We start from the raw sequence: 17,319 nt of genomic DNA, 5'->3' as shown, positions 1-17,319 counted from the left end.
ATGCCAGTCAAACGCGTCTCGGGGGTCGGGTGGGTGCTCGTGGCGGCGTTACTCGTCGTCGCGGCCGGCGTCACGCCGATCGTCGTCGCCGCGGACGGCGTCGAGGTGCAGTCGGTCGACCACACCGGCGCGGGCGTCGTCGCGACGGACAACGGCCGAACGTACATCGCCTCGTGGCGGCCATCGACGGTTTCGGTGGCCGTCGCGACGGACAGCGGCGACTACGAGGTCTGCCTGCAGACAGACCTCGACGACGGCTCGACGATGTCGTTGGGGTGCGAACCGCTCGGGAGCGCGGAAACGAACACGAGCGGCGAGGCGCGCGCCGAGTTCGACGTGACCACGTGGCCGGTGAACGCGACCGGCGAGCGCACCGTGACGGCCCTCGTCAGACCCACCGGAGGCGGCGAGCCGGTCGCGCAGGCGAGTCACGGCGTCACGGTGCTCGCGCCGGCCGGCGACGCCGACGGCGACGGTCTCGGCAACCGCGACGAACTCGACCGGGGGACGGACGTGCTCGTCGCCGACACCGACACCGACGGCGTGCCCGACGGCGAGGAGGTGAACCGCTACGAGACCGACCCGACGAGCACGGACACCGACGGCGACGAACTCAGCGACGGCGTCGAAATCAACGAGCAGGGGAGCAATCCGACCGAGACCGACACCGACGGCGACGGCCTCGACGACGGCGCGGAGGTGACGACCTACGGCACGGACCCGACGACCGCCGACACAGACGGCGACGGCCTCGACGACGGCCCCGAAGTCAACGACTTCGAGACGAACCCAACCGAGGCGGACACCGACGGCGACGGCCTCGACGACGGTCCCGAGGTGAACGTCCACGAGACGAACCCCACCGCCGCCGATACCGACGGCGACGGCCTCGACGACGGCCCCGAAGTCAACCGATACGAGACGAACCCAACCGAGGCGGACACCGACGGCGACGGCCTCGACGACGGACGCGAAGTCAACGTCATCGGGACCGACCCGAACCGCGGCGACACCGACGGCGACGGGCGCGGGGACGGCGCGGAGGTCGAAGCGGGGTCAGACCCGAACGCCGCGCCGGGGTCGGTCGTCGGGTCGCTCGAACTCGGCGACGACGGCTGGCTGTTCGTCTTCGCGGTCGGGGCCGTGGCCGTCGCCCTGCTCGCCGTCGGCGCGGTGGTCCGCGGAAGCGACGTGCGAGCGCGCCTGTCCGGCGTTCGCTCCCGTGGGACCGACCGCGTCGGCGACCGACGCAACGGAGGGTCGTCCGGCGGGGTCCCGACTGCCGGAAGCGACGGCGCGGGAGCGACCGCCGACGCCGAGGAGCTCATCGACGATGAGACGCGCATTCTCAAACTCCTCGACGACAACGGCGGCCAACTCCGGCAGTCGAAGGTCGTAGAGGGGACGGGGTGGTCGAAGTCGAAGGTGAGTCGCGTCCTCTCGCGGATGGCCGAGGAGGGCGCCGTCGCCAAGATAAACCTCGGTCGGGAGAACCTCATCGCCCGCCCGGAGAACGTCCCCGAACACGCCCGGTCGCCGTTCGACGAGTCCTGATCGAAACGCGTCGCGGTCGGAGCGGCTCGCGAGTCGGAGCGCGCGAGTCGCGTCTCGGGGTTGGAACATACCAACCAAGGCTATAGGGCTCGGGCGACTAGGTGAGAGCCATGCGCGAATTCGTCTTCACGGTCGAGTACGAGCGGGGCGTCGACGAGGTGATGGACCTCTTCATCGAGAACCCGGACCTACACTCCAAGACGATGGCGATACACGCCACGAGCGAGTCGATGTGGCGGCTCGACCGCCTCACCGGGCCGACGGAGGCGCTCGAAGCGTTCGACGAGGTCATAGAGCAGGCCACCCGATGCAACGGCGTCCTCGGGATGTGCGGCGCACCCGTCGTCGAGTGGGACTACGAAGTGCTCTCGGAGACGCCAAACGGGCGCATCGTCTACTCCTGCCGCGAGGAGGGCGACGGGATTCAGTCGATACCCCACGTCGCCGCGAAGCACATCGGCGACGGTCTCCTGATGCAGGCCGAACGCCGGGGGGCACAGAACCAGTGGCGACTGCTCATCTCCGACGACGACACGGTGAGCGAGATTTACGAGGAGGTCAAAGACAGCCTCAGCGACGGCCTCTCGCTGAGCGTCCAGCGCATCAGCGAACCCGAGTGCTGGCTCGAAGAGGGCGTCTCCGCCGACGGCCTCCCGCCGGAACAGCAGGCCGCGCTCGAAGCCGCCGTCGAGTTCGGCTACTACGAGACGCCGCGACAGCACACCGTCAAAGAGATTTCTGAGGAACTCGACATCCCGAACTCGACGCTCCAGTACCGCCTGACCCGCGCCGAGGCGTGGCTGGCCCGGCAGTTCGTCACCGATACGCTCGGCACCGAGGTCGAAGAGCGCGTCGACCCCGAAAAGCTCGAAGCGAGCGCCTGACCGGCGAATCTCGACCGGGAGCGCGATAGGACGCGTCCGAAGCCGATTGGAACATTCCAACCGCACCCTGATACGGTGAGGAAGCGTACTCAAGTACGTGGAAAAGGACACTTTCAGCGACGTCACCGGCCTACCGGACGACCTCGGAATCGGCGACGACCTCGCGCGAGCGGACCAGCGCGCGTCGATTCGCGTCGATACCCGACGGTACGGCAAGCCCGTGACGGTGGTCGACGGCCTCGACCTCCCGGCCGACGAACTGGACGCCCTCGCGTCGACCCTGAAGCGACGGCTCGCGGTCGGCGGGACCGTGACCGACGGACGCATCGAACTGCAGGGCGAACACGGCGAGCGCCTCGAAGCCGCGCTCCGCGACGAGGGCTTCGACGTCGAGCGCTGAGCCTGTTTTCGTGATTCGGTGCTCTCGCGGCCGCGAGAAGCGGATGACGGACGTGACGACTACGTAGCCGAGCGGCCGTCGTCCGCCGGTTACGGCTCGGAGTCGGGTGCGTTTGGCATATTCCAAACGAGGGCCCATTACCCTCGATACGGAATACACGGGTACTCAATGGACACGAAACACGTCGACTGGCGTTCGATGCGAGACGAGTCGGCACCGACGGCGAAGCCCGAGGCCCGACAGTCCGGCGACGAGCGCGACGAGGACGGGGCCGAACCGTCCGAGGCGTCGGTCGCGGAGCGGACCGACCTCGTCTACGACGAACAGCACGGCGAGTGGGTCGACCCCGAGACGGGCGAGATTCTCCGCGAGGACGAGATCGACCGCGGTCCCGAATGGCGCGCGTTCGACGCCGCCGAGCGCGACAGCAAGTCCCGCGTCGGGTCGCCGACGACGAACATGATGCACGACAAGGGGCTGTCGACCAACATCGGCTGGCAGAACAAAGACGCCTACGGCAACTCCCTGTCGACGGGCCAGCGCCAGAAGATGCAGCGACTCCGGACGTGGAACGAGCGGTTCCGCACCCGCGACTCCAAGGAGCGCAACCTCAAGCAGGCGCTCGGCGAAGTCGAGCGGATGGGATCGGCGCTCGGCCTGCCGGACACCGTCCGCGAGACCGCCTCGGTCATCTACCGGCGCGCGCTCAACGAGGACCTACTGCCCGGTCGCTCTATCGAGGGCGTCGCCACGGCCGCAATCTACGCCGCCGCTCGGCAGGCCGGCGTTCCGCGCTCCCTCGACGAGGTGCGGCGCGTCTCCCGCGTCGACAAGATGGAACTCACCCGGACGTACCGCTACGTCTCCCGCGAGCTGGGTCTGGACATGAAGCCGGCCGACCCGGCGCAGTACCTCCCGCGGTTCGTCTCCGAACTCGACGTGACCGACGACGTGGAGCGCCGCGCTCGGTCGCTTCTGGACAACGCGAAGCGGCAGGGCATCCACAGCGGGAAAAGCCCGGTCGGACTCGCGGCGGCGGCAATCTACGCCGGCGCGCTCCTCGCCGACGAGGAACTGACGCAGTCCGAGGTGAGCGACGTGACCGACATCAGCGAAGTGACTATCAGGAACCGCTACCGCGAGCTCCTCGAAGCGACCCAGAAGTCGGGCGAGAGAGCCGTCGGAACGACCGCCTAAGGCGGCGTTTCGGGCGCGAAAATCGGATTTCCTCTTCGGTTCAGTTCGTTTTCAGTCGATACGTTCGAGTCGATACGTTCGGACCGGCCGGGTCGACCGCGAGCGACGCGGCGACGGTCTCACAGCCGTCAGCGGTTGCACGAACACGTCGAGCGAGTCGAACCGCCGCGTCCCGGCCGAGCGTCGCGGACGCGGTCGACGAGTTCGCCCGCGGTCTCGCGGACGGCGCGTCGGGCGCTCGGTTCGGGTCGCCGCGCTCGGAAGTCGAGGTAGAGCGCCGTCGGCAGGAGAAGGGAGGCGTACACGCCGCTGACGGCGACGGCAATCTGCACCGGATGGTCGGCGGGAACGACCGCCCATCCGACCGCGATGAGCGCCCACAGCGCGATTCCCTGTCGGATAGTCGGACGCCATCGGTTCGGGCGCGCCGACCGCGACCGCACCTCCGGGGAGACGTCAGCGTCGGCGTCGCCGCGCGACTCGGACGGCGGGCGGTCTGCTCGGCTGGACTCGGTTCGCGTGTCGTCACGTGGAGAAGCGGCGTGACGAACCGTTCGTTCGGACATAGGATGGTACCGCCGGCTACGGCTCCGAGCCTAATGGGGACACGGTTGGAATATGCCAATCGAGAGGGCGTCCGGGCAGGAGGCCGCTGGGGCTCAGTTGATGCTCGAACCGTCGACCGGTTCGGCGAACGCGACGGTCTGTTTCACGTCGGTGACTTCGACTTCGACGCGGTCGCCGGGGTCGGTGCCGGGGACGATGATGACGAAGCCGCGTTCGACCTTGGCGATGCCGTCGCCCTGGTCGCCGAGGGTGTCGATGATGACGGTCCGAACGTCGCCCTCCGCGACCGGAGGCTGTCGCGGCTGGGAGGGCGCTTCGCTGGGAGCGGACGCCGAGTCGACTGTGACCCGGTCGTCCGAACCGGTGTCGCGGTCGTCCGCCGGAGTCTCCGTCGCCGTCGCGGCCGTCGGTTCGACCGAAGAGTCGGCCGCCGACGCGGTGTTCGAACTCGAAAGCAGTGCGACGCGGTACAGTTCCTCCGTCGAAATCGACCCGCTCTCGACGAGTTCGCTCGGAATCGACACCACGTATCGGTCGCCGTCTCGCTCGACCGAAGTCTCGAAAAGGAGCCGAAGAGAATCTGAGATATCAGTCACTACCGCTACTTCGCCTCAGACCAAATAAAAGGTGGTGAAAATTCCGCACCCGCCACGGTCGCCGGGGGACGGTGAAAACCGACCGAGACCGGCTGTCCACGACCAGAGGTGCGCCCGAAAGCACATGACAACCGGACACAACTTTCAGCCATGGCCCGTGACACGCTCGTTTCGTGGCAGACGTTCGCGCTGTTCGTTCTGTTTCCGCCGGCGGCGCTCGTCGCCCTCGTGTTCTTTCCCGTGACGTTACTCGTCTTCGGGTGGCTGTACTACCGCGGCAAGTACGAGGCGCTGTCGGAGACCGACGGCGAAAAACGGGTGTGAAGCCGGACGACCCCAGCCCGTGAGGCGACGCACCCGCGGGGGGACCTCAGTCGTCGCAGTCGTCGAGGTCGGTTACGGCGTCGATTCCCTCGTGTGTCAGTTCGAGCGACTCCGTCGCCACGGTGGCCGCGTCGGCGACGAGATGCGGGCCGGTCCACCTGACCGGCGTCGCCGCCCGGCAGACCCACCCGCGGACCGGGTCGCCGGTCGCGTCGAGGAGGCAGATTCGAACGTCCTGCGGGGTCGCCTCGCCGTCGACCCACGCGCGGAACCACGCCCACAGCGACCGGTCGTCGGTGACGCCGCGGCGGAGTTCGAGCGGCGGCGAACTCGTCGCTCGGCGGGACGACGAGGGTGGCCGCGGTCGCGGCGTCGGGCGCTTCCGCGCGCGGCGGCCGCGTCCGTCGGCACCGGGCGACTGCGACTCGGACCCTGAGTCGTCCCCGTTCGCGGACTCGACCGCCACCGAGAGCCCGCGGACCTCGGAGAACCCCAGTTTCGGGAGCGCGTCGCATCGGACGCGAAACCGGTGTGCGCCGTAGGGGTCAGACTCGGCCGCGGTCACGTCTCGTCCGACGCCTCGCCTTCGGCGCGGGTCGCCTTCAGCCGCGATTCGTCGATGCCCTGCGGCAGTCCCTCGCCGACCGGGAAGTCGAGGTCCGGAAGCGACGGGGAGGAACCGCCGTCGCTCTCGGAGTCATCGCCGTCGTTCTCACTCTCGTCGCCCTCGTCGGAACCGGTTTCGACCGCGATTCGTGCGAAGCCCTCGTGGACGACGACGAGGCGCTCGACGGCGACTTCGGAGGCCATCGCGTCCAACCGGGGCGCGTCGTACTTCGAGGGCCACGCCTCGCGGAAGACCCAGCGAGCGGCGGGGTTGCCCGTCGCGTCCAGCAACACGACCGCGGCGTCGCGCCGGGCCTCGTCCATCTTGCCCTGTTCGACGAGCGTTCGCCACTCGGACAGTTCGAGCGAGCGGTCGGTCACGCCGACTTCGAGCACGAGCGGCCCGTACTCGTTGAGACAGGGGAGCTTCCGCGGCGTCGGCGGGTCCGCCCCCTCGCGGTACTCGACGACCGCCGAGGTCGCCGACGGGAGGTCACAGCGACTGAACCCGGCGGTCACGAGTCCCTCGATTTCGAGGATGAACCGCAGCTGTCGGTACGGGTCTGTCCGGGTGGCCATCGTCAGCGGCCTCCGAGGAAGGCGGGAGCCGGCGACCGGGTCGCGACCAGGCGCGAAGCAGCGTCATGTGAGAACATAGCAATCGAGACTCGCAGTGGCGGCTAATGAACGTGTACCCTACGTGCGAAAGCGCGCACGGAGGCTTCGAAGTACGCGGCGTCGTCACGCCGAGAGGTCGACGCCCCGGAGCCGGCGGGCGTTGATGGCGACGATAATCGTCGACAGGGACATGAACACGGCGCCGACCGCCGGCGACAGGAGGATGCCGAACGGCGCGAGGACGCCGGCAGCGAGCGGGAGCGCGAACACGTTGTAACCGGTCGCCCAGACGAGGTTCTCCTGCATCTTTCGGTAGCTCGCCTTCGAGAGCTTGACGAGCCGAACCACGTCTAGGGGGTCGTTGTCGACGAGGATGATGTCGCCGGATTCGATGGCGACGTCGGTGCCGGAGCCGATGGCGATACCCACGTCCGCCCTCGCGAGCGCCGGCGCGTCGTTGACGCCGTCGCCGACCATCGCGACCCGCTTCCCCTCGGACTGGAGCCGCGCTACGTTGGTGTCTTTCTCCTCGGGCAGGACCTCCGCGAAGTACCGGTCGATGCCGAGTTCCGCAGAGACGGCGCGGGCCACGTCCTCGGAGTCGCCGGTCAGCATCACCACCTCGATACCCATCGCGTGGAGCGCTTCGATGGCCCGCCGGCTCTCCTCGCGGACGACGTCGGCGAGCGCGAACGCCGCGACCACCTCGGACTCGTCTCGAATCAGATAGACGACCGTCTGAGCGTTCGAGCCGGCCTCGTCGGCGAACGACGCGATTTCGTCGGGACGCTCGATACCGAGCCTCTCCAGCAGGTTGGGGCCGCCGAGGTGAACCGTCTCACCGTCACCAGAACCCGATTCGGGTTCTGGTTGGCTCGACGGAGCGCCGCTCTGTCGAACGTCGACGGTCGCCCGGACGCCGAGCCCGCGGAGGTTCTCGAAGTCCGAGACAGGGGCCGGTCGAACGTCGCGTTCGGCGGCGGCGTTCCGAATCGCGCGAGCAATCATGTGCTCCGAATCGCCTTCGACGCCCGCGGCGACACCGAGAGCGCGCGTTTCGTCCCACTCGGCCGCGGTCTCGACGGCGACGACCCCCTGTTCGCCCTTCGTGAGCGTGCCCGTCTTGTCGAAGATGACGGTATCAAGCTTTCTGGCTTCTTCCATGGCGATTCGGTCGCGGACGAGCATCCCGTTCTGGGCGGCCGTCGAGGTGTTGATTGCGACCACGAGCGGGACCGCCAGACCGAGCGCGTGCGGACACGCGATGACGAGGACCGTCACGACGCGTTCGAGGACGTCGACGCTGAACCCGACCGCGAGAACCCACGCGACGGCCGTGACTCCCGCGACGGCGAGCGCGGCGTAGAACAGCCACCCCGCCGCGCGGTCCGCGAGGAGTTGCGTCCGGGACTTGGACTGCTGGGCGTCCTCGACCAGCCGCATGATTCCCGCCAGCGCCGTCTCGTCTCCCGTCTTCGTGACTCTCACCCGGAGGCTCCCGTCCTGATTGACCGTGCCGGCGATGACCTCCGAGCCGGAGTCCTTGTCGACGGGCCGCGACTCACCCGTAATCATCGACTCGTCGACGGACGACTCGCCCCCGACGACCTCGCCGTCGGCGGGAACCGACGCACCGGGACGGACGAGCACGACGTCGCCTTCCGACAGTTCCGAGACGGGGACTTCCTCGGTATCCCCGCCCTCGGTGACGCGCTCGGCGGTATCGGGCATGAGTTTGGCCAGTTCATCGAGCGCCCCGGAGGCCTGTCGGACCGACCGCATCTCCATCCAGTGACCGAGGAGCATGATGTCGATTAGCGTGACCAGTTCCCAGAAGAACGGCGTCGTCCCCTCGATGAACAGGCTCGCAATCGAGTAGACGAACGCGACGGTAATCGCCAGCGAGATGAGCATCATCATCCCCGGTTCGCGGTTCTCCAGTTCGGTCTGCGCCATCGAGAGGAACGGCACACCGCCGTAGGCGAAGACGACGGTAGAGAGGGCGGGGGTAATCCAGACGCTTCCGGGGAACGTGGGTGCGGTGTAGCCGAAGACACCTTGGACGAACTCGCTGAAGAAGACGACCGGCAACGAGAGCGCGAGCGACACCCAGAACCGCCGACGAAACATCCGCTCGTGGCCCGAATGGTCGGTGTGAGCCTGGCGATGGTGGTGCGACGAAGCGTCGTGGTCGTGGTCGTAATCTGGGTGGGTGCTCATGGATTGGTGGCTGGTGCGGTTCCCCGTATCTTATCCAGAGCCTGAAACAGCGCGGCGCGGTCGGGCGAAGGAGATTCGGGTGAGAGCGGCGAGTCGGTCGCCGAATGGGACGCGGTCTCGAACGGTCTCGGACGGTTCCCGCAGACGCGGGAAACGCATCGTATCACGCGAGTTCGGCTATCTGCTCACGGTCAGCGGGCTATCCCCCGGCGGAGACAGCCGCCGACGTACACGGAAAGTACGCGCTCCGACCTTATCCGGATTTTCCCTACGAATCATCGGCTCCGGGACGGCCGATAACTTGGAATCGAAACAGCACGGTGCATCCCGAACCCCATCGGGCGCACGCGGGCGTGGACGCAGCAATCACAACTGGTACACCGGTGTCCCCCCAATTACCGTGCATGAACGAGCACCACGGTGAACCGAGGTGGGACAGATGAATCGGCGACGAGCCGACGCGGTCGTCGGCGCGCTCGTCGCTGGCACCGTTCTCATCGGCGGAGCGCTCAGTTGGCAGGCGTACCAGCGACAGCAGGCGTTCGAGCAGATGGGGTCGATGATGGATATGGGAACGTCGATGGGGGCCGTTCACGGGACGAACCCGCTGTGGTACGTCCTCGGGACAGTCCTCGCCGCGACCGTCATCGGCGGCGGGTATCTCGCGGTTCGAGACGCGCTCAACGGTGCGGACGCGAGCGAGCGCGTCCAGAACCGGACGGCAGATCCGACCGACCGTGAGCGGTCCGAACCGCCGGCGGAAGTCGGCCAATCGGAGGAGACGAGTACCTCGGCGTCACACCCGCGGACTCGCGTGTTGGACCTCCTGCCGGAGGACGAGCGTCGCGTCCTCGAACCGGTCGTTTCCTCCCCGGGTATCACGCAAATCGAACTCCGGGACCGCTCTGACTTCTCGAAGAGCAAGGTGAGCCAGACGGTGAGCGCCCTCGAAAAACGCGGGTTGCTGTACCGCGAGCGCCAGGGACGGACGTATCGAATCTATCCGAGTGACGAGCTACAGCAGAACCAAGCGCCGTAGCCGACTGCCGCGGCGTCTCCTCGCCCGCGGGTCGCCCAAACGAGATGGACTGCGAGTGCGAAAAAAATCCCAACACCGACGAATTCGGTGGGGATGAACGGTCTCGTTTCTGAAAAACGATTAGAACGACGTATAAACGTTCTCGAACGCTCTCAGGGATGGATTCACACCCAGCGAGATAACTCCGAAGCGGTCCTACGACCAACCGAGGAGAAACACAATGACCAACTTCGAACTCGGCCGCTGGCTACTCGTGGCGCTCGCAATCGCCGGACTCGCAGTCGCCGCGCCCGTCGTCAGTGCACACGGCGACGGACCGACCGCAGACGACGCACCCCCGGCCGACGGAACCGCCGCCGACTGGGCGGCGTGGATGGAATCGCAGATGGCCGAACACATGGGACCGGAGAGCGTCGAGTGGATGGAGTCGCACATGGGCGTGACCGTCGACGAGATGGCCCGATACATGGCAGACAACCACGACGACAGGACGCACGGACAGGCCGGATGGATGTACGGTCAGAGCGGCGGAACGTACGGTCAGAGCGGAGGGATGTACGGACAGGGCCACTGCTGACGGCCCTGGCCGACTGAATCGCCTCGACAGAACACCGCAATCCACCGATTCGAAATAATGACACAACGTGACACTCACCTCGGGCGTACTGCTCGCCGACTCGCGATGCTTGCGGTCCCGCTACTGGTCGCGGCGACCGGCACGGCCGCCGCCATGGGCGGCGGATACGGCGGTGGCATGAGGGGCGGTAGTTGGGGACTCTTCGGCGGCGGGATGGGCCTCTGGGGACTCCTCTGGATGGGGTTACTGCTCGTGGTTCCGCTGTACCTCGTCTTCGCCCTCGGGAAGCGGCGGGAGAGCGAACCCGACGAACGGCCGCTGTCGGTCCTTCGAACCCGCTACGCGCGCGGCGAACTCTCCGACGACGAGTTCGAACGGCGGCGCGAACGGTTGAAGCGCTCCGAATAGAGTCGTGGAGTCAGGGGGAAGGCCCCCTCTCGGAGCGGTCAATGGGGGGTACAGACCGACGGACGCGACCGCACAAGCTGTCGGTAGGTCAACGGGTTTTTGAACTCGTCAACTGAGATGTGAAGTATGGTTTACGAGACTGGAAACCCGACGGTCGACGACGCGGTGCGGCGAGTGCTCGACGGCGAGGAACTCGACCGGACCGACGGCGTGGCGCTCATCGCACAGCCGGTCGAGCCCCTCGCGGCGGGGGCCGACTACGTCCGCTCGGTCCGCTCCGACGGGACCGTGGACGCCTGTTCCATCGTCAACGCGAAGGCCGGCGATTGCGCCGAGGACTGCGGCTTCTGCGCGCAGTCGGCGCACTTCGACACCGGTGTCGAGACGCACGGGTTTCTCGGGCCGGAAGCGGTGTTGGACGCCGCGCGCCGTGCCGAGCGCGACGGCGCACAGCGATTCGGCATCGTCGTCGCCGAGAAGGGCGTCTCGAAGGAGCGCCGGCCCGACGAGTGGGCGGAGGTGCTGGCGGCGATTCGACTCGTCCGCGACGAGACGAGCGTCGAAATCGACGCCTCGCTCGGCCTGCTCACCGAGGAGGAGGCGCGAATCCTCGCCGACGAGGGCGTGAACCACTACAACCACAACATCGAGACCTCGCCTCGGTACTTCGACGAGGTGGTCGGAACCCACGACTTCGAGGACCGGCTCGTGACGCTTCGTCGGGCGAAAGACGCCGGGATGGACCTCTGTGCCGGCGTCGTCCTCGGGATGGGCGAGACGCCGGCGGACCGCGTCGACGCCGCTATCGAACTTCAGAAAGTCGGCGTCGAGTCGCTACCGGTGAACGTGCTCAATCCCGTTTCCGGGACGCCGCTCGGCGACGCCGACCACGCGGACATCACGACGACGGAACTCGTCAAGGCCGTCGCGGTCTACCGACTGCTCCACCCCGACGCGCGCGTCCGGCTGACCGGCGGGCGGGAGGTCAACCTCGCGCCCGACGAGCAACACCTGCCGTTCGAGGCCGGCGCGGACGGCGTCCTCACCGGCGATTACCTGACGACCGACGGCCAGTCGCCGGCGGCGGACATCGAAGTGGTCGAGCGGGCGGGGCTCGAACCGAACCGCGCGGTCAACGACTTCGACGTGGACGCGGTCAAGCGCCGGGAGTCCGGAGACGACTGAGGGACAGGGGACCGTCGAACCGCCGAATCGCCGAACCATCGAATTATCGAATCGCCGCCAGAGACGCGCCGCTCACCCAAGGGGTTGTGCCGAGACAGGAGCGAGATGACCTGCCGGTGGGGCGCTCGGTTTGACGCGACGACGTCCGTATTTTATACAGCAATCAGAGCAGTATGGGGCACACCATAGAACAACGTATGTCTAATTATCTTGCTTATAATAGTAAAATTTAAACTATATGTTCGGATATGTCCCGGTACATGCCTGAGAATGGCCCTGACGGCGAGCGAGCCGAAACGACGAACCGAACTGTCGGACGCACAACCAGTCGACGCGGATTCCTCGCAACGGCGGGGGCCGTCGGCGTCGCGGGACTCGCGGGCTGTTCCGGCGGGAGCAACTCGCCGACCGGAACCGAGGGCGGGAGCACCGAACAGTCGGGAACGACGGCCGGCGCGTCCGGCGCACAGGACGTGACGATTTCGTTTTGGCACATCTTCGGCGGCGAACTCGGCCAGACGCTGGGAGACATGGCCGCCGAGTTCTCGCAGCAGAACGACGGAATCACCATCGAGGCGGTCAACAACGGCGGCTACAGGCAGAACCTCAACCAGTCGCTACAGGCGTCACGGGCGGGAGACCCGCCGGGAATCGTCCAGATATTCGAGGTCGGAACGCGACTCGCGCTCGACAGCGGCTCGTTCACGCCGGTCGAGGAGATTCTGCCGGAGGACAAAATCGACTTCGACGACTTCCTGCCGTCGGTCCTGAACTACTACCGCATCGACGGGACGCTGAACTCGATGCCGTTCAACTCCTCGAACACCGTCATGCTCTACAACAAGAGCGCGTTCGAGGAGGCCGGCCTCGACCCCGAGAGCCCGCCGCGGAGCCTCGCGGAGGTCCGGCAGGCCGCACAGACCATCGTCGACCAGACCGACATGGAGAGCGGAATCAGCTGGCCGAACCACACGTGGATGCAGGTCGAACAGCAGTTCGCCAAGCAGGACCAGGTGCTCGTGAATCAGGAGAACGGCCGCGACGGTCGGCCCGACCAGACGTTCTTCAACTCCGAGGCGGGGCGTCGCGTCTACTCCTGGTGGAAGGGGATGGCCCAAGACGGCCTCTATCTCAACCCCGGCATCGAGGCGTGGGGCGAAGCGCGGCAGGCGTTCCTCACCGGGAAGGTGCCGATGCTGTGGGACTCCACGTCCAACATCGTCTCGATGCAGTCCGGCGCGAAGGAGAACGGCTTCGAACTCGGCTCCGGCTACCTGCCGACGCCCGACGGCGCGAACACCGGCGTCGTCATCGGCGGGGGGTCGCTGTGGGTGCCCGACGCCCTCTCCGACGAGAAGAAGCGGGCCGCGGGTGAGTTCATCGCCTACGTCACCCAGACCGAACAGCAGGCGCGGTGGCACCGCAACAGCGGCTACTTCCCGGTCCGACAGAGCTCCATCGACCGGCTCACGGACGACGGGTGGTTCGAGAACAACCCCAACTTCAGCACGGCGTTCGACCAGCTACAGGACACCGAGGACACGCCCGCGACGCGCGGCGCGGTGATGGGCGTGTTCCCCAAGAGCCGGTCGATTAACGAGGAGATATCCGTCAGCATCATCAACGACCAACTCGGCGTCGAAGAGGGGCTGTCGCGGATGGACACGCAGGTCGGCGAAGCGCTCTCCGGGTACAACGGCAACTACGACGGGAGCCAGTAGGCTCTCCCCGCCACGTCAGTTACATGTCTACTGCCACAAAACCGTACGACTCGACGCTTCAGGCGGCGCTGTTGTTACTCCCGACAGCGGCGGTACTCGTCGCGTTCCTGTACTACCCCGCGCTCGAAACGTTCCGTCTCAGCCTCTACGAGACGCTGTTTCTCGGACAGCGACAGACGTGGACCGGGCTCGGGAACTTCGTCACCCTGCTCACCTCGGGCACCTACCAGTACAGCTTCTTCGTCACGGTCGCGTTCGCGGCGGTCGTCGTCTTCGGGACGCTCGGCGTCTCGCTGTTGATCGGCTACATGATATTCTCCGTCGACGTCCGAACGTCCGTCTATCTCGTCGCCGCGATTTGGCCGTACGCGCTCCCGCCGGCGGTCGCCGCGGTTCTCCTGAACTTCATCCTCCATCCGAACCTCGGCATCTTCACCCACTACCTCGAACTCCTGACGCCGCTCACCTTAGACTGGTTCAACGACGGCCCGCAGGCGTTCGCCATCCTCGCGGTCGTCGCCGTCTGGAAACAGCTCGGCTACAACATCATCTTCATCGTCGCCGCGCTGAACAACATCCCCGAGATACTGACGGAGAACGCGCGCATCGACGGCGTCGGCCGGTTCAGAATGCTGTACAAGGTGTACGTGCCGATGATTGCACCGACGATGACGTTCCTCGTCGTCATGAACACGATATACGCGTTCTTCTCGACGTTCCCGCTCGTGGACCTGATGACGAGCGGCGGGCCGAGCGACGCCACGAACTTCCTGATATTCAAGCTCTACCGCGACGCCTTCCAGTTCAACAGCCTCGGGCTGGCGTCCGCGCAGTCCGTGATTCTGTTCGTCGTCGTGTCGGTGCTGATGTACGTCCAACTTCGGTTCGCGTCGGGCTACGGGCGGTACGGAGGATAACGAGATGGCCACAGAGACAGACACCACGACGTTCAACGCGAGACAGCTCGCGCACCGACTCCCCGACGACGCGCTGCTACACGGCGGCATCGTCTTCGCAATCCTCCTGATGGCGTCGCCGCTGCTGCTCGCGATTATCATGAGCACGCAGTCGACGACGGAGGTGTATCAGGTGACGAACCTCGGCCTCGGGTCGAGAGGCCTCTCGAACTACTCGGACGCGCTCGTGAACTACGACTTCAGCACGTACATGCTGAACTCGTTCGTGATGAGCGTCATCGTCGTCGTGGGGAAGGTCACGCTCTCGCTTTTCGCGGCGCTCGCGCTCGTCTACTACCGCTTCCCGTACGAGCGGGCGGTGTTCATGTTCATCCTGCTGACGCTGTTGTTGCCGGTGCCGGTTCGAATCGTCCCGCTGTTCCAGTTGATGGCCGACCTCGGGTGGACGAACTCCCTGTTGGCGTTGACCGGGCCGTACATCGCGAGCGCGACGGCCGTGTTCCTCTTTCGCCAGCAGTTCATGGGAATCCCGGCCTCGCTCGTCGAGGTCGCGCGCCTCGACGGCGTCGGCCCGCTCACCTTCCTGTTCAGGGTGCTCATCCCGATGTCGAGAGGGATGATCGCCGGGGTGTGCGTTATCACGTTCATCTACACGTGGAACCAGTTCCTCTGGCCGCTGGTCGTCGTGACCGACAAGAGCAGTCAGGTCGTCCAAGTCGGGATTCGGTACCTCCAGGGCTCCGCGCAGGCGGGGCTGACGCAGTGGGGGCTCATCATGGCCGGCGCGGTGCTCGCGTTGCTCCCGCCGCTCGCGGTGCTCGTCGTGCTACACCGACCGCTCCTGCGAACGCTCACCATCCAACAGAAATAGCGAACTCACCATGTCAGACATCACGATTCAGAACCTACGGAAGACGTACGACGACGTGCGCGCCGTGAAGGGTATCGACCTCGAAATCGACGACGGGGAGTTCCTCGTCGTCGTCGGCCCCTCGGGGTGCGGGAAATCCACGACGCTCCGAATGCTCGCCGGCCTCGAATCGGTGACGGACGGCTCCATCGCCATCGGCGACCGCGTCGTCAACGAGGTGCCGCCGAAGGACCGAAGCATCGCGATGGTGTTTCAGAACTACGCGCTGTACCCCCACATGACGGCGGCGGAGAACATGAAATTCGGCATGAAATCGGCCAGCGAGTTCTCCGCCGACGAAATCGAGCGCCGCGTCGAACAGGCAACCGAGACGCTCGGAATCGCGCATCTCCGCGACCGGAAGCCGAAGGAACTCTCCGGCGGGGAGCGGCAGCGAGTCGCCATCGGCCGGGCGCTCGTCCGCGAACCGGACGTGTTCCTGATGGACGAGCCGCTTTCGAACCTCGACGCGAAGCTCCGGGTGCAGATGCGCGCCGAGTTGCTCAAGCTCCACCGCGACCTCGATACGACGACCGTCTACGTCACCCACGACCAGACGGAGGCGATGACGCTCGGCGACAGAGTCGCCGTGCTCGAAGACGGGAAACTCCAGCAGGTCGCGCCGCCCCAAGAGCTGTACGACTACCCGACGAACCGGTTCGTCGCGGGCTTCGTCGGCGAGCCCGCGATGAACTTCGTTCCGGTGGCGGTCCGTCGGCAACGCGGTGAACACGTCGCCGAAGCGCCGGGACTCTCGCTTACGCTCCCCGCCGGGTCCGGACTGGACGACGTGGACGACGACGGTCTCACGCTCGGCGTCAGACCCGAAGACGTGTCTCTCGTCTCGAACACCGCCGGGGCGTCGGAGTCGTTCACCGCCGAGGTGACGGTCACCGAACCGCTCGGCGAGCTCCTGCTCTTGCACTGTCGCCTCGGCGACGAGGAGATTCGGGTCAAGGTCGAGCCGCGAAGCCGAATCACGGCCGGCGACACCGTCGAACTCGCCGTCGATACGGACCGTCTGCACCTGTTCGATTCGAGCGGCGACGCCGTCTACCACTCGTCGGTTCCCGAGCGGGCGACCGAGAGCGTCGCGGCCGATTGACGAGGCGAGCGGCGAAGCGAGCGCAGGGCGCGCCGCTACCGCCCGTCGAACGATTCGGGTGACAGGTCGAGGCCCGCCCGCTCCTCATCGGTGAGTTCTTCGAGAACGCTCGTCCCGGAGCCGGGCTTCGAGTCCCACGACCAGTCCTCGTGGAGGCGGAGGCGGCCGTCGCCCAGTCGCTCGATGCGGTCCGTGGAGTGGCCGGTCGCGGTCGTCCCGTCTTCGGTGACGTGAGAGTACCGGAAGTCGAGCGTGTCGCCGAGGTGGCGGCCGACGAGGTGGCCCAACCTGACGGTTCCGCCGCGGTACGTCGCGTGAAGCAGGTCGTCGGACTGGTCGAACCAGAAGTAGGTGTCGCCGCCGACGTCGCCGCTCTCGGCGTTGGCGACCGATTTGAAGACTCGTCCGTCGAGCGACGGCGCGTGAGATTCGGGCATAGTCCGTGTGCGAGGCCGAACGATATGAGTGGTCCGCCGAGACGCGCGAGATAC

19 protein-coding genes are annotated in these 17,319 nt (G+C 66.6%); 13 read left to right on the top strand and 6 right to left on the bottom strand.

Annotation, left to right across the window (positions count from 1 at the left end):
- From NDI65_RS10380 to NDI65_RS10365, 4 genes are all read left to right on the top strand, one after another.
- Window positions 1-1,554 carry a helix-turn-helix domain-containing protein gene (locus tag NDI65_RS10380; RefSeq protein WP_089780411.1) on the top strand — a complete coding sequence of 518 codons (1,554 nt, stop codon included), beginning with the start codon at window positions 1-3 and terminating at the stop codon, window positions 1,552-1,554.
- Window positions 1,555-1,664: 110 nt separating this feature from the next.
- Window positions 1,665-2,438: a helix-turn-helix domain-containing protein gene (locus tag NDI65_RS10375; protein ID WP_089780413.1), complete on the top strand. Its 774-nt coding sequence runs from the start codon at window positions 1,665-1,667 to the stop codon at window positions 2,436-2,438.
- A 97-nt stretch (window positions 2,439-2,535) separates the two neighbouring features.
- On the top strand, window positions 2,536-2,838 hold the full coding sequence (gene yciH, locus NDI65_RS10370; protein WP_089780415.1) for a stress response translation initiation inhibitor YciH: 303 nt from the start codon (window positions 2,536-2,538) through the stop codon (window positions 2,836-2,838).
- A gap of 168 nt (window positions 2,839-3,006) precedes the next feature.
- Window positions 3,007-4,035 (top strand): transcription initiation factor IIB 2, encoded by a 1,029-nt coding sequence (locus NDI65_RS10365; protein ID WP_089780417.1) that lies wholly within the window; start codon window positions 3,007-3,009, stop codon window positions 4,033-4,035.
- A gap of 128 nt (window positions 4,036-4,163) precedes the next feature.
- On the opposite strand, the gene NDI65_RS10360 is transcribed toward NDI65_RS10365, so the two are convergent.
- Both NDI65_RS10360 and NDI65_RS10355 read right to left on the bottom strand, forming a co-directional pair.
- Entirely contained in the window at window positions 4,164-4,601 is a 438-nt protein-coding gene (locus NDI65_RS10360) for a hypothetical protein (RefSeq protein WP_089780419.1), read from the bottom strand.
- 93 nt (window positions 4,602-4,694) lie between these two features.
- Window positions 4,695-5,198, bottom strand: coding sequence for a TRAM domain-containing protein (locus NDI65_RS10355; protein WP_089780421.1), 504 nt, complete (start codon window positions 5,196-5,198; stop codon window positions 4,695-4,697).
- 150 nt (window positions 5,199-5,348) lie between these two features.
- Here NDI65_RS10355 and NDI65_RS10350 point away from each other — a divergent pair, with 150 nt between their 5' ends.
- The gene (locus NDI65_RS10350; RefSeq protein ID WP_167344151.1) at window positions 5,349-5,522 is read left to right on the top strand and encodes a hypothetical protein; all 174 of its coding nucleotides are present in this window, start codon (window positions 5,349-5,351) and stop codon (window positions 5,520-5,522) included.
- Between the two features lie 46 nt (window positions 5,523-5,568).
- Here NDI65_RS10350 and NDI65_RS10345 read toward each other — a convergent pair whose 3' ends face one another.
- The 3 genes from NDI65_RS10345 to NDI65_RS10335 all read right to left on the bottom strand — a co-directional run bounded on the left by NDI65_RS10345 (window position 5,569) and on the right by NDI65_RS10335 (window position 8,876).
- A complete protein-coding gene (locus NDI65_RS10345) occupies window positions 5,569-6,087 on the bottom strand; it encodes a phage tail protein (RefSeq protein ID WP_089780423.1) in 519 nt (172 codons plus the stop codon).
- A complete protein-coding gene (locus NDI65_RS10340; protein ID WP_089780425.1) occupies window positions 6,084-6,707 on the bottom strand; it encodes a phage tail protein in 624 nt (207 codons plus the stop codon). Before NDI65_RS10340 ends, NDI65_RS10345 begins: the two co-directional genes overlap by 4 nt.
- Window positions 6,708-6,869: 162 nt before the next feature.
- On the bottom strand, window positions 6,870-8,876 hold the full coding sequence (locus tag NDI65_RS10335) for a heavy metal translocating P-type ATPase (protein ID WP_310893652.1): 2,007 nt from the start codon (window positions 8,874-8,876) through the stop codon (window positions 6,870-6,872).
- Between the two features lie 529 nt (window positions 8,877-9,405).
- Between NDI65_RS10335 and NDI65_RS10330 the strand changes: the two genes are divergently transcribed.
- The 8 genes from NDI65_RS10330 (at window position 9,406) to ugpC (ending at window position 16,828) form a co-directional block, all read left to right on the top strand.
- A complete protein-coding gene (locus NDI65_RS10330) occupies window positions 9,406-10,005 on the top strand; it encodes a MarR family transcriptional regulator (protein ID WP_310893634.1) in 600 nt (199 codons plus the stop codon).
- A gap of 220 nt (window positions 10,006-10,225) precedes the next feature.
- The gene (locus NDI65_RS10325; protein WP_310893633.1) at window positions 10,226-10,582 is read left to right on the top strand and encodes a hypothetical protein; all 357 of its coding nucleotides are present in this window, start codon (window positions 10,226-10,228) and stop codon (window positions 10,580-10,582) included.
- Window positions 10,583-10,639: 57 nt separating this feature from the next.
- A complete protein-coding gene (locus tag NDI65_RS10320) occupies window positions 10,640-10,990 on the top strand; it encodes an SHOCT domain-containing protein (protein WP_089780429.1) in 351 nt (116 codons plus the stop codon).
- Between the two features lie 126 nt (window positions 10,991-11,116).
- Entirely contained in the window at window positions 11,117-12,175 is a 1,059-nt protein-coding gene (gene bioB / locus NDI65_RS10315; RefSeq protein WP_310893632.1) for a biotin synthase BioB, read from the top strand.
- A 260-nt stretch (window positions 12,176-12,435) separates the two neighbouring features.
- On the top strand, window positions 12,436-13,896 hold the full coding sequence (locus NDI65_RS10310; protein ID WP_345784710.1) for an extracellular solute-binding protein: 1,461 nt from the start codon (window positions 12,436-12,438) through the stop codon (window positions 13,894-13,896).
- Window positions 13,897-13,919: 23 nt separating this feature from the next.
- Window positions 13,920-14,813 (top strand): sugar ABC transporter permease, encoded by an 894-nt coding sequence (locus tag NDI65_RS10305; protein WP_089780436.1) that lies wholly within the window; start codon window positions 13,920-13,922, stop codon window positions 14,811-14,813.
- A 4-nt stretch (window positions 14,814-14,817) separates the two neighbouring features.
- Entirely contained in the window at window positions 14,818-15,684 is an 867-nt protein-coding gene (locus NDI65_RS10300) for a carbohydrate ABC transporter permease (protein ID WP_089780438.1), read from the top strand.
- Between the two features lie 10 nt (window positions 15,685-15,694).
- The gene (gene ugpC, locus NDI65_RS10295) at window positions 15,695-16,828 is read left to right on the top strand and encodes a sn-glycerol-3-phosphate ABC transporter ATP-binding protein UgpC (protein ID WP_089780440.1); all 1,134 of its coding nucleotides are present in this window, start codon (window positions 15,695-15,697) and stop codon (window positions 16,826-16,828) included.
- Window positions 16,829-16,863: 35 nt separating this feature from the next.
- Here the strand turns inward: ugpC and NDI65_RS10290 are convergent, their stop codons facing one another.
- Window positions 16,864-17,265 carry a hypothetical protein gene (locus tag NDI65_RS10290; RefSeq protein WP_089780442.1) on the bottom strand — a complete coding sequence of 134 codons (402 nt, stop codon included), beginning with the start codon at window positions 17,263-17,265 and terminating at the stop codon, window positions 16,864-16,866.
- Window positions 17,266-17,319 lie beyond the last annotated feature (54 nt).

The sequence above is a fragment of the Haloferax sp. S2CR25 genome (assembly GCF_031624535.1).
GTDB classification, from domain to species: Archaea; Halobacteriota; Halobacteria; order Halobacteriales; family Haloferacaceae; genus Haloferax; species Haloferax massiliensis.
This window is presented reverse-complemented; position numbering and strand designations above follow the sequence as displayed.

Excerpts from the sequence above, each read along its gene's own strand:
- NDI65_RS10380 (WP_089780411.1), top strand. The coding sequence starts at position 1 with ATGCCAGTCAAACGCGTCTCGGGGGTCGGGTGGGTGCTCGTGGCGGCG.
- NDI65_RS10375 (WP_089780413.1), top strand. The coding sequence starts at position 1,665 with ATGCGCGAATTCGTCTTCACGGTCGAGTACGAGCGGGGCGTCGACGAG.
- NDI65_RS10365 (WP_089780417.1), top strand. The coding sequence starts at position 3,007 with ATGGACACGAAACACGTCGACTGGCGTTCGATGCGAGACGAGTCGGCA.
- NDI65_RS10360 (WP_089780419.1), bottom strand. The coding sequence starts at position 4,601 with ATGTCCGAACGAACGGTTCGTCACGCCGCTTCTCCACGTGACGACACG.
- NDI65_RS10350 (WP_167344151.1), top strand. The coding sequence starts at position 5,349 with ATGGCCCGTGACACGCTCGTTTCGTGGCAGACGTTCGCGCTGTTCGTT.
- NDI65_RS10340 (WP_089780425.1), bottom strand. The coding sequence starts at position 6,707 with ATGGCCACCCGGACAGACCCGTACCGACAGCTGCGGTTCATCCTCGAA.
- NDI65_RS10335 (WP_310893652.1), bottom strand. The coding sequence starts at position 8,876 with ATGTTTCGTCGGCGGTTCTGGGTGTCGCTCGCGCTCTCGTTGCCGGTC.
- NDI65_RS10330 (WP_310893634.1), top strand. The coding sequence starts at position 9,406 with ATGAATCGGCGACGAGCCGACGCGGTCGTCGGCGCGCTCGTCGCTGGC.
- NDI65_RS10325 (WP_310893633.1), top strand. The coding sequence starts at position 10,226 with ATGACCAACTTCGAACTCGGCCGCTGGCTACTCGTGGCGCTCGCAATC.
- NDI65_RS10320 (WP_089780429.1), top strand. The coding sequence starts at position 10,640 with ATGACACAACGTGACACTCACCTCGGGCGTACTGCTCGCCGACTCGCG.
- bioB (WP_310893632.1), top strand. The coding sequence starts at position 11,117 with ATGGTTTACGAGACTGGAAACCCGACGGTCGACGACGCGGTGCGGCGA.
- NDI65_RS10310 (WP_345784710.1), top strand. The coding sequence starts at position 12,436 with ATGCCTGAGAATGGCCCTGACGGCGAGCGAGCCGAAACGACGAACCGA.
- NDI65_RS10305 (WP_089780436.1), top strand. The coding sequence starts at position 13,920 with ATGTCTACTGCCACAAAACCGTACGACTCGACGCTTCAGGCGGCGCTG.
- NDI65_RS10300 (WP_089780438.1), top strand. The coding sequence starts at position 14,818 with ATGGCCACAGAGACAGACACCACGACGTTCAACGCGAGACAGCTCGCG.
- ugpC (WP_089780440.1), top strand. The coding sequence starts at position 15,695 with ATGTCAGACATCACGATTCAGAACCTACGGAAGACGTACGACGACGTG.
- NDI65_RS10290 (WP_089780442.1), bottom strand. The coding sequence starts at position 17,265 with ATGCCCGAATCTCACGCGCCGTCGCTCGACGGACGAGTCTTCAAATCG.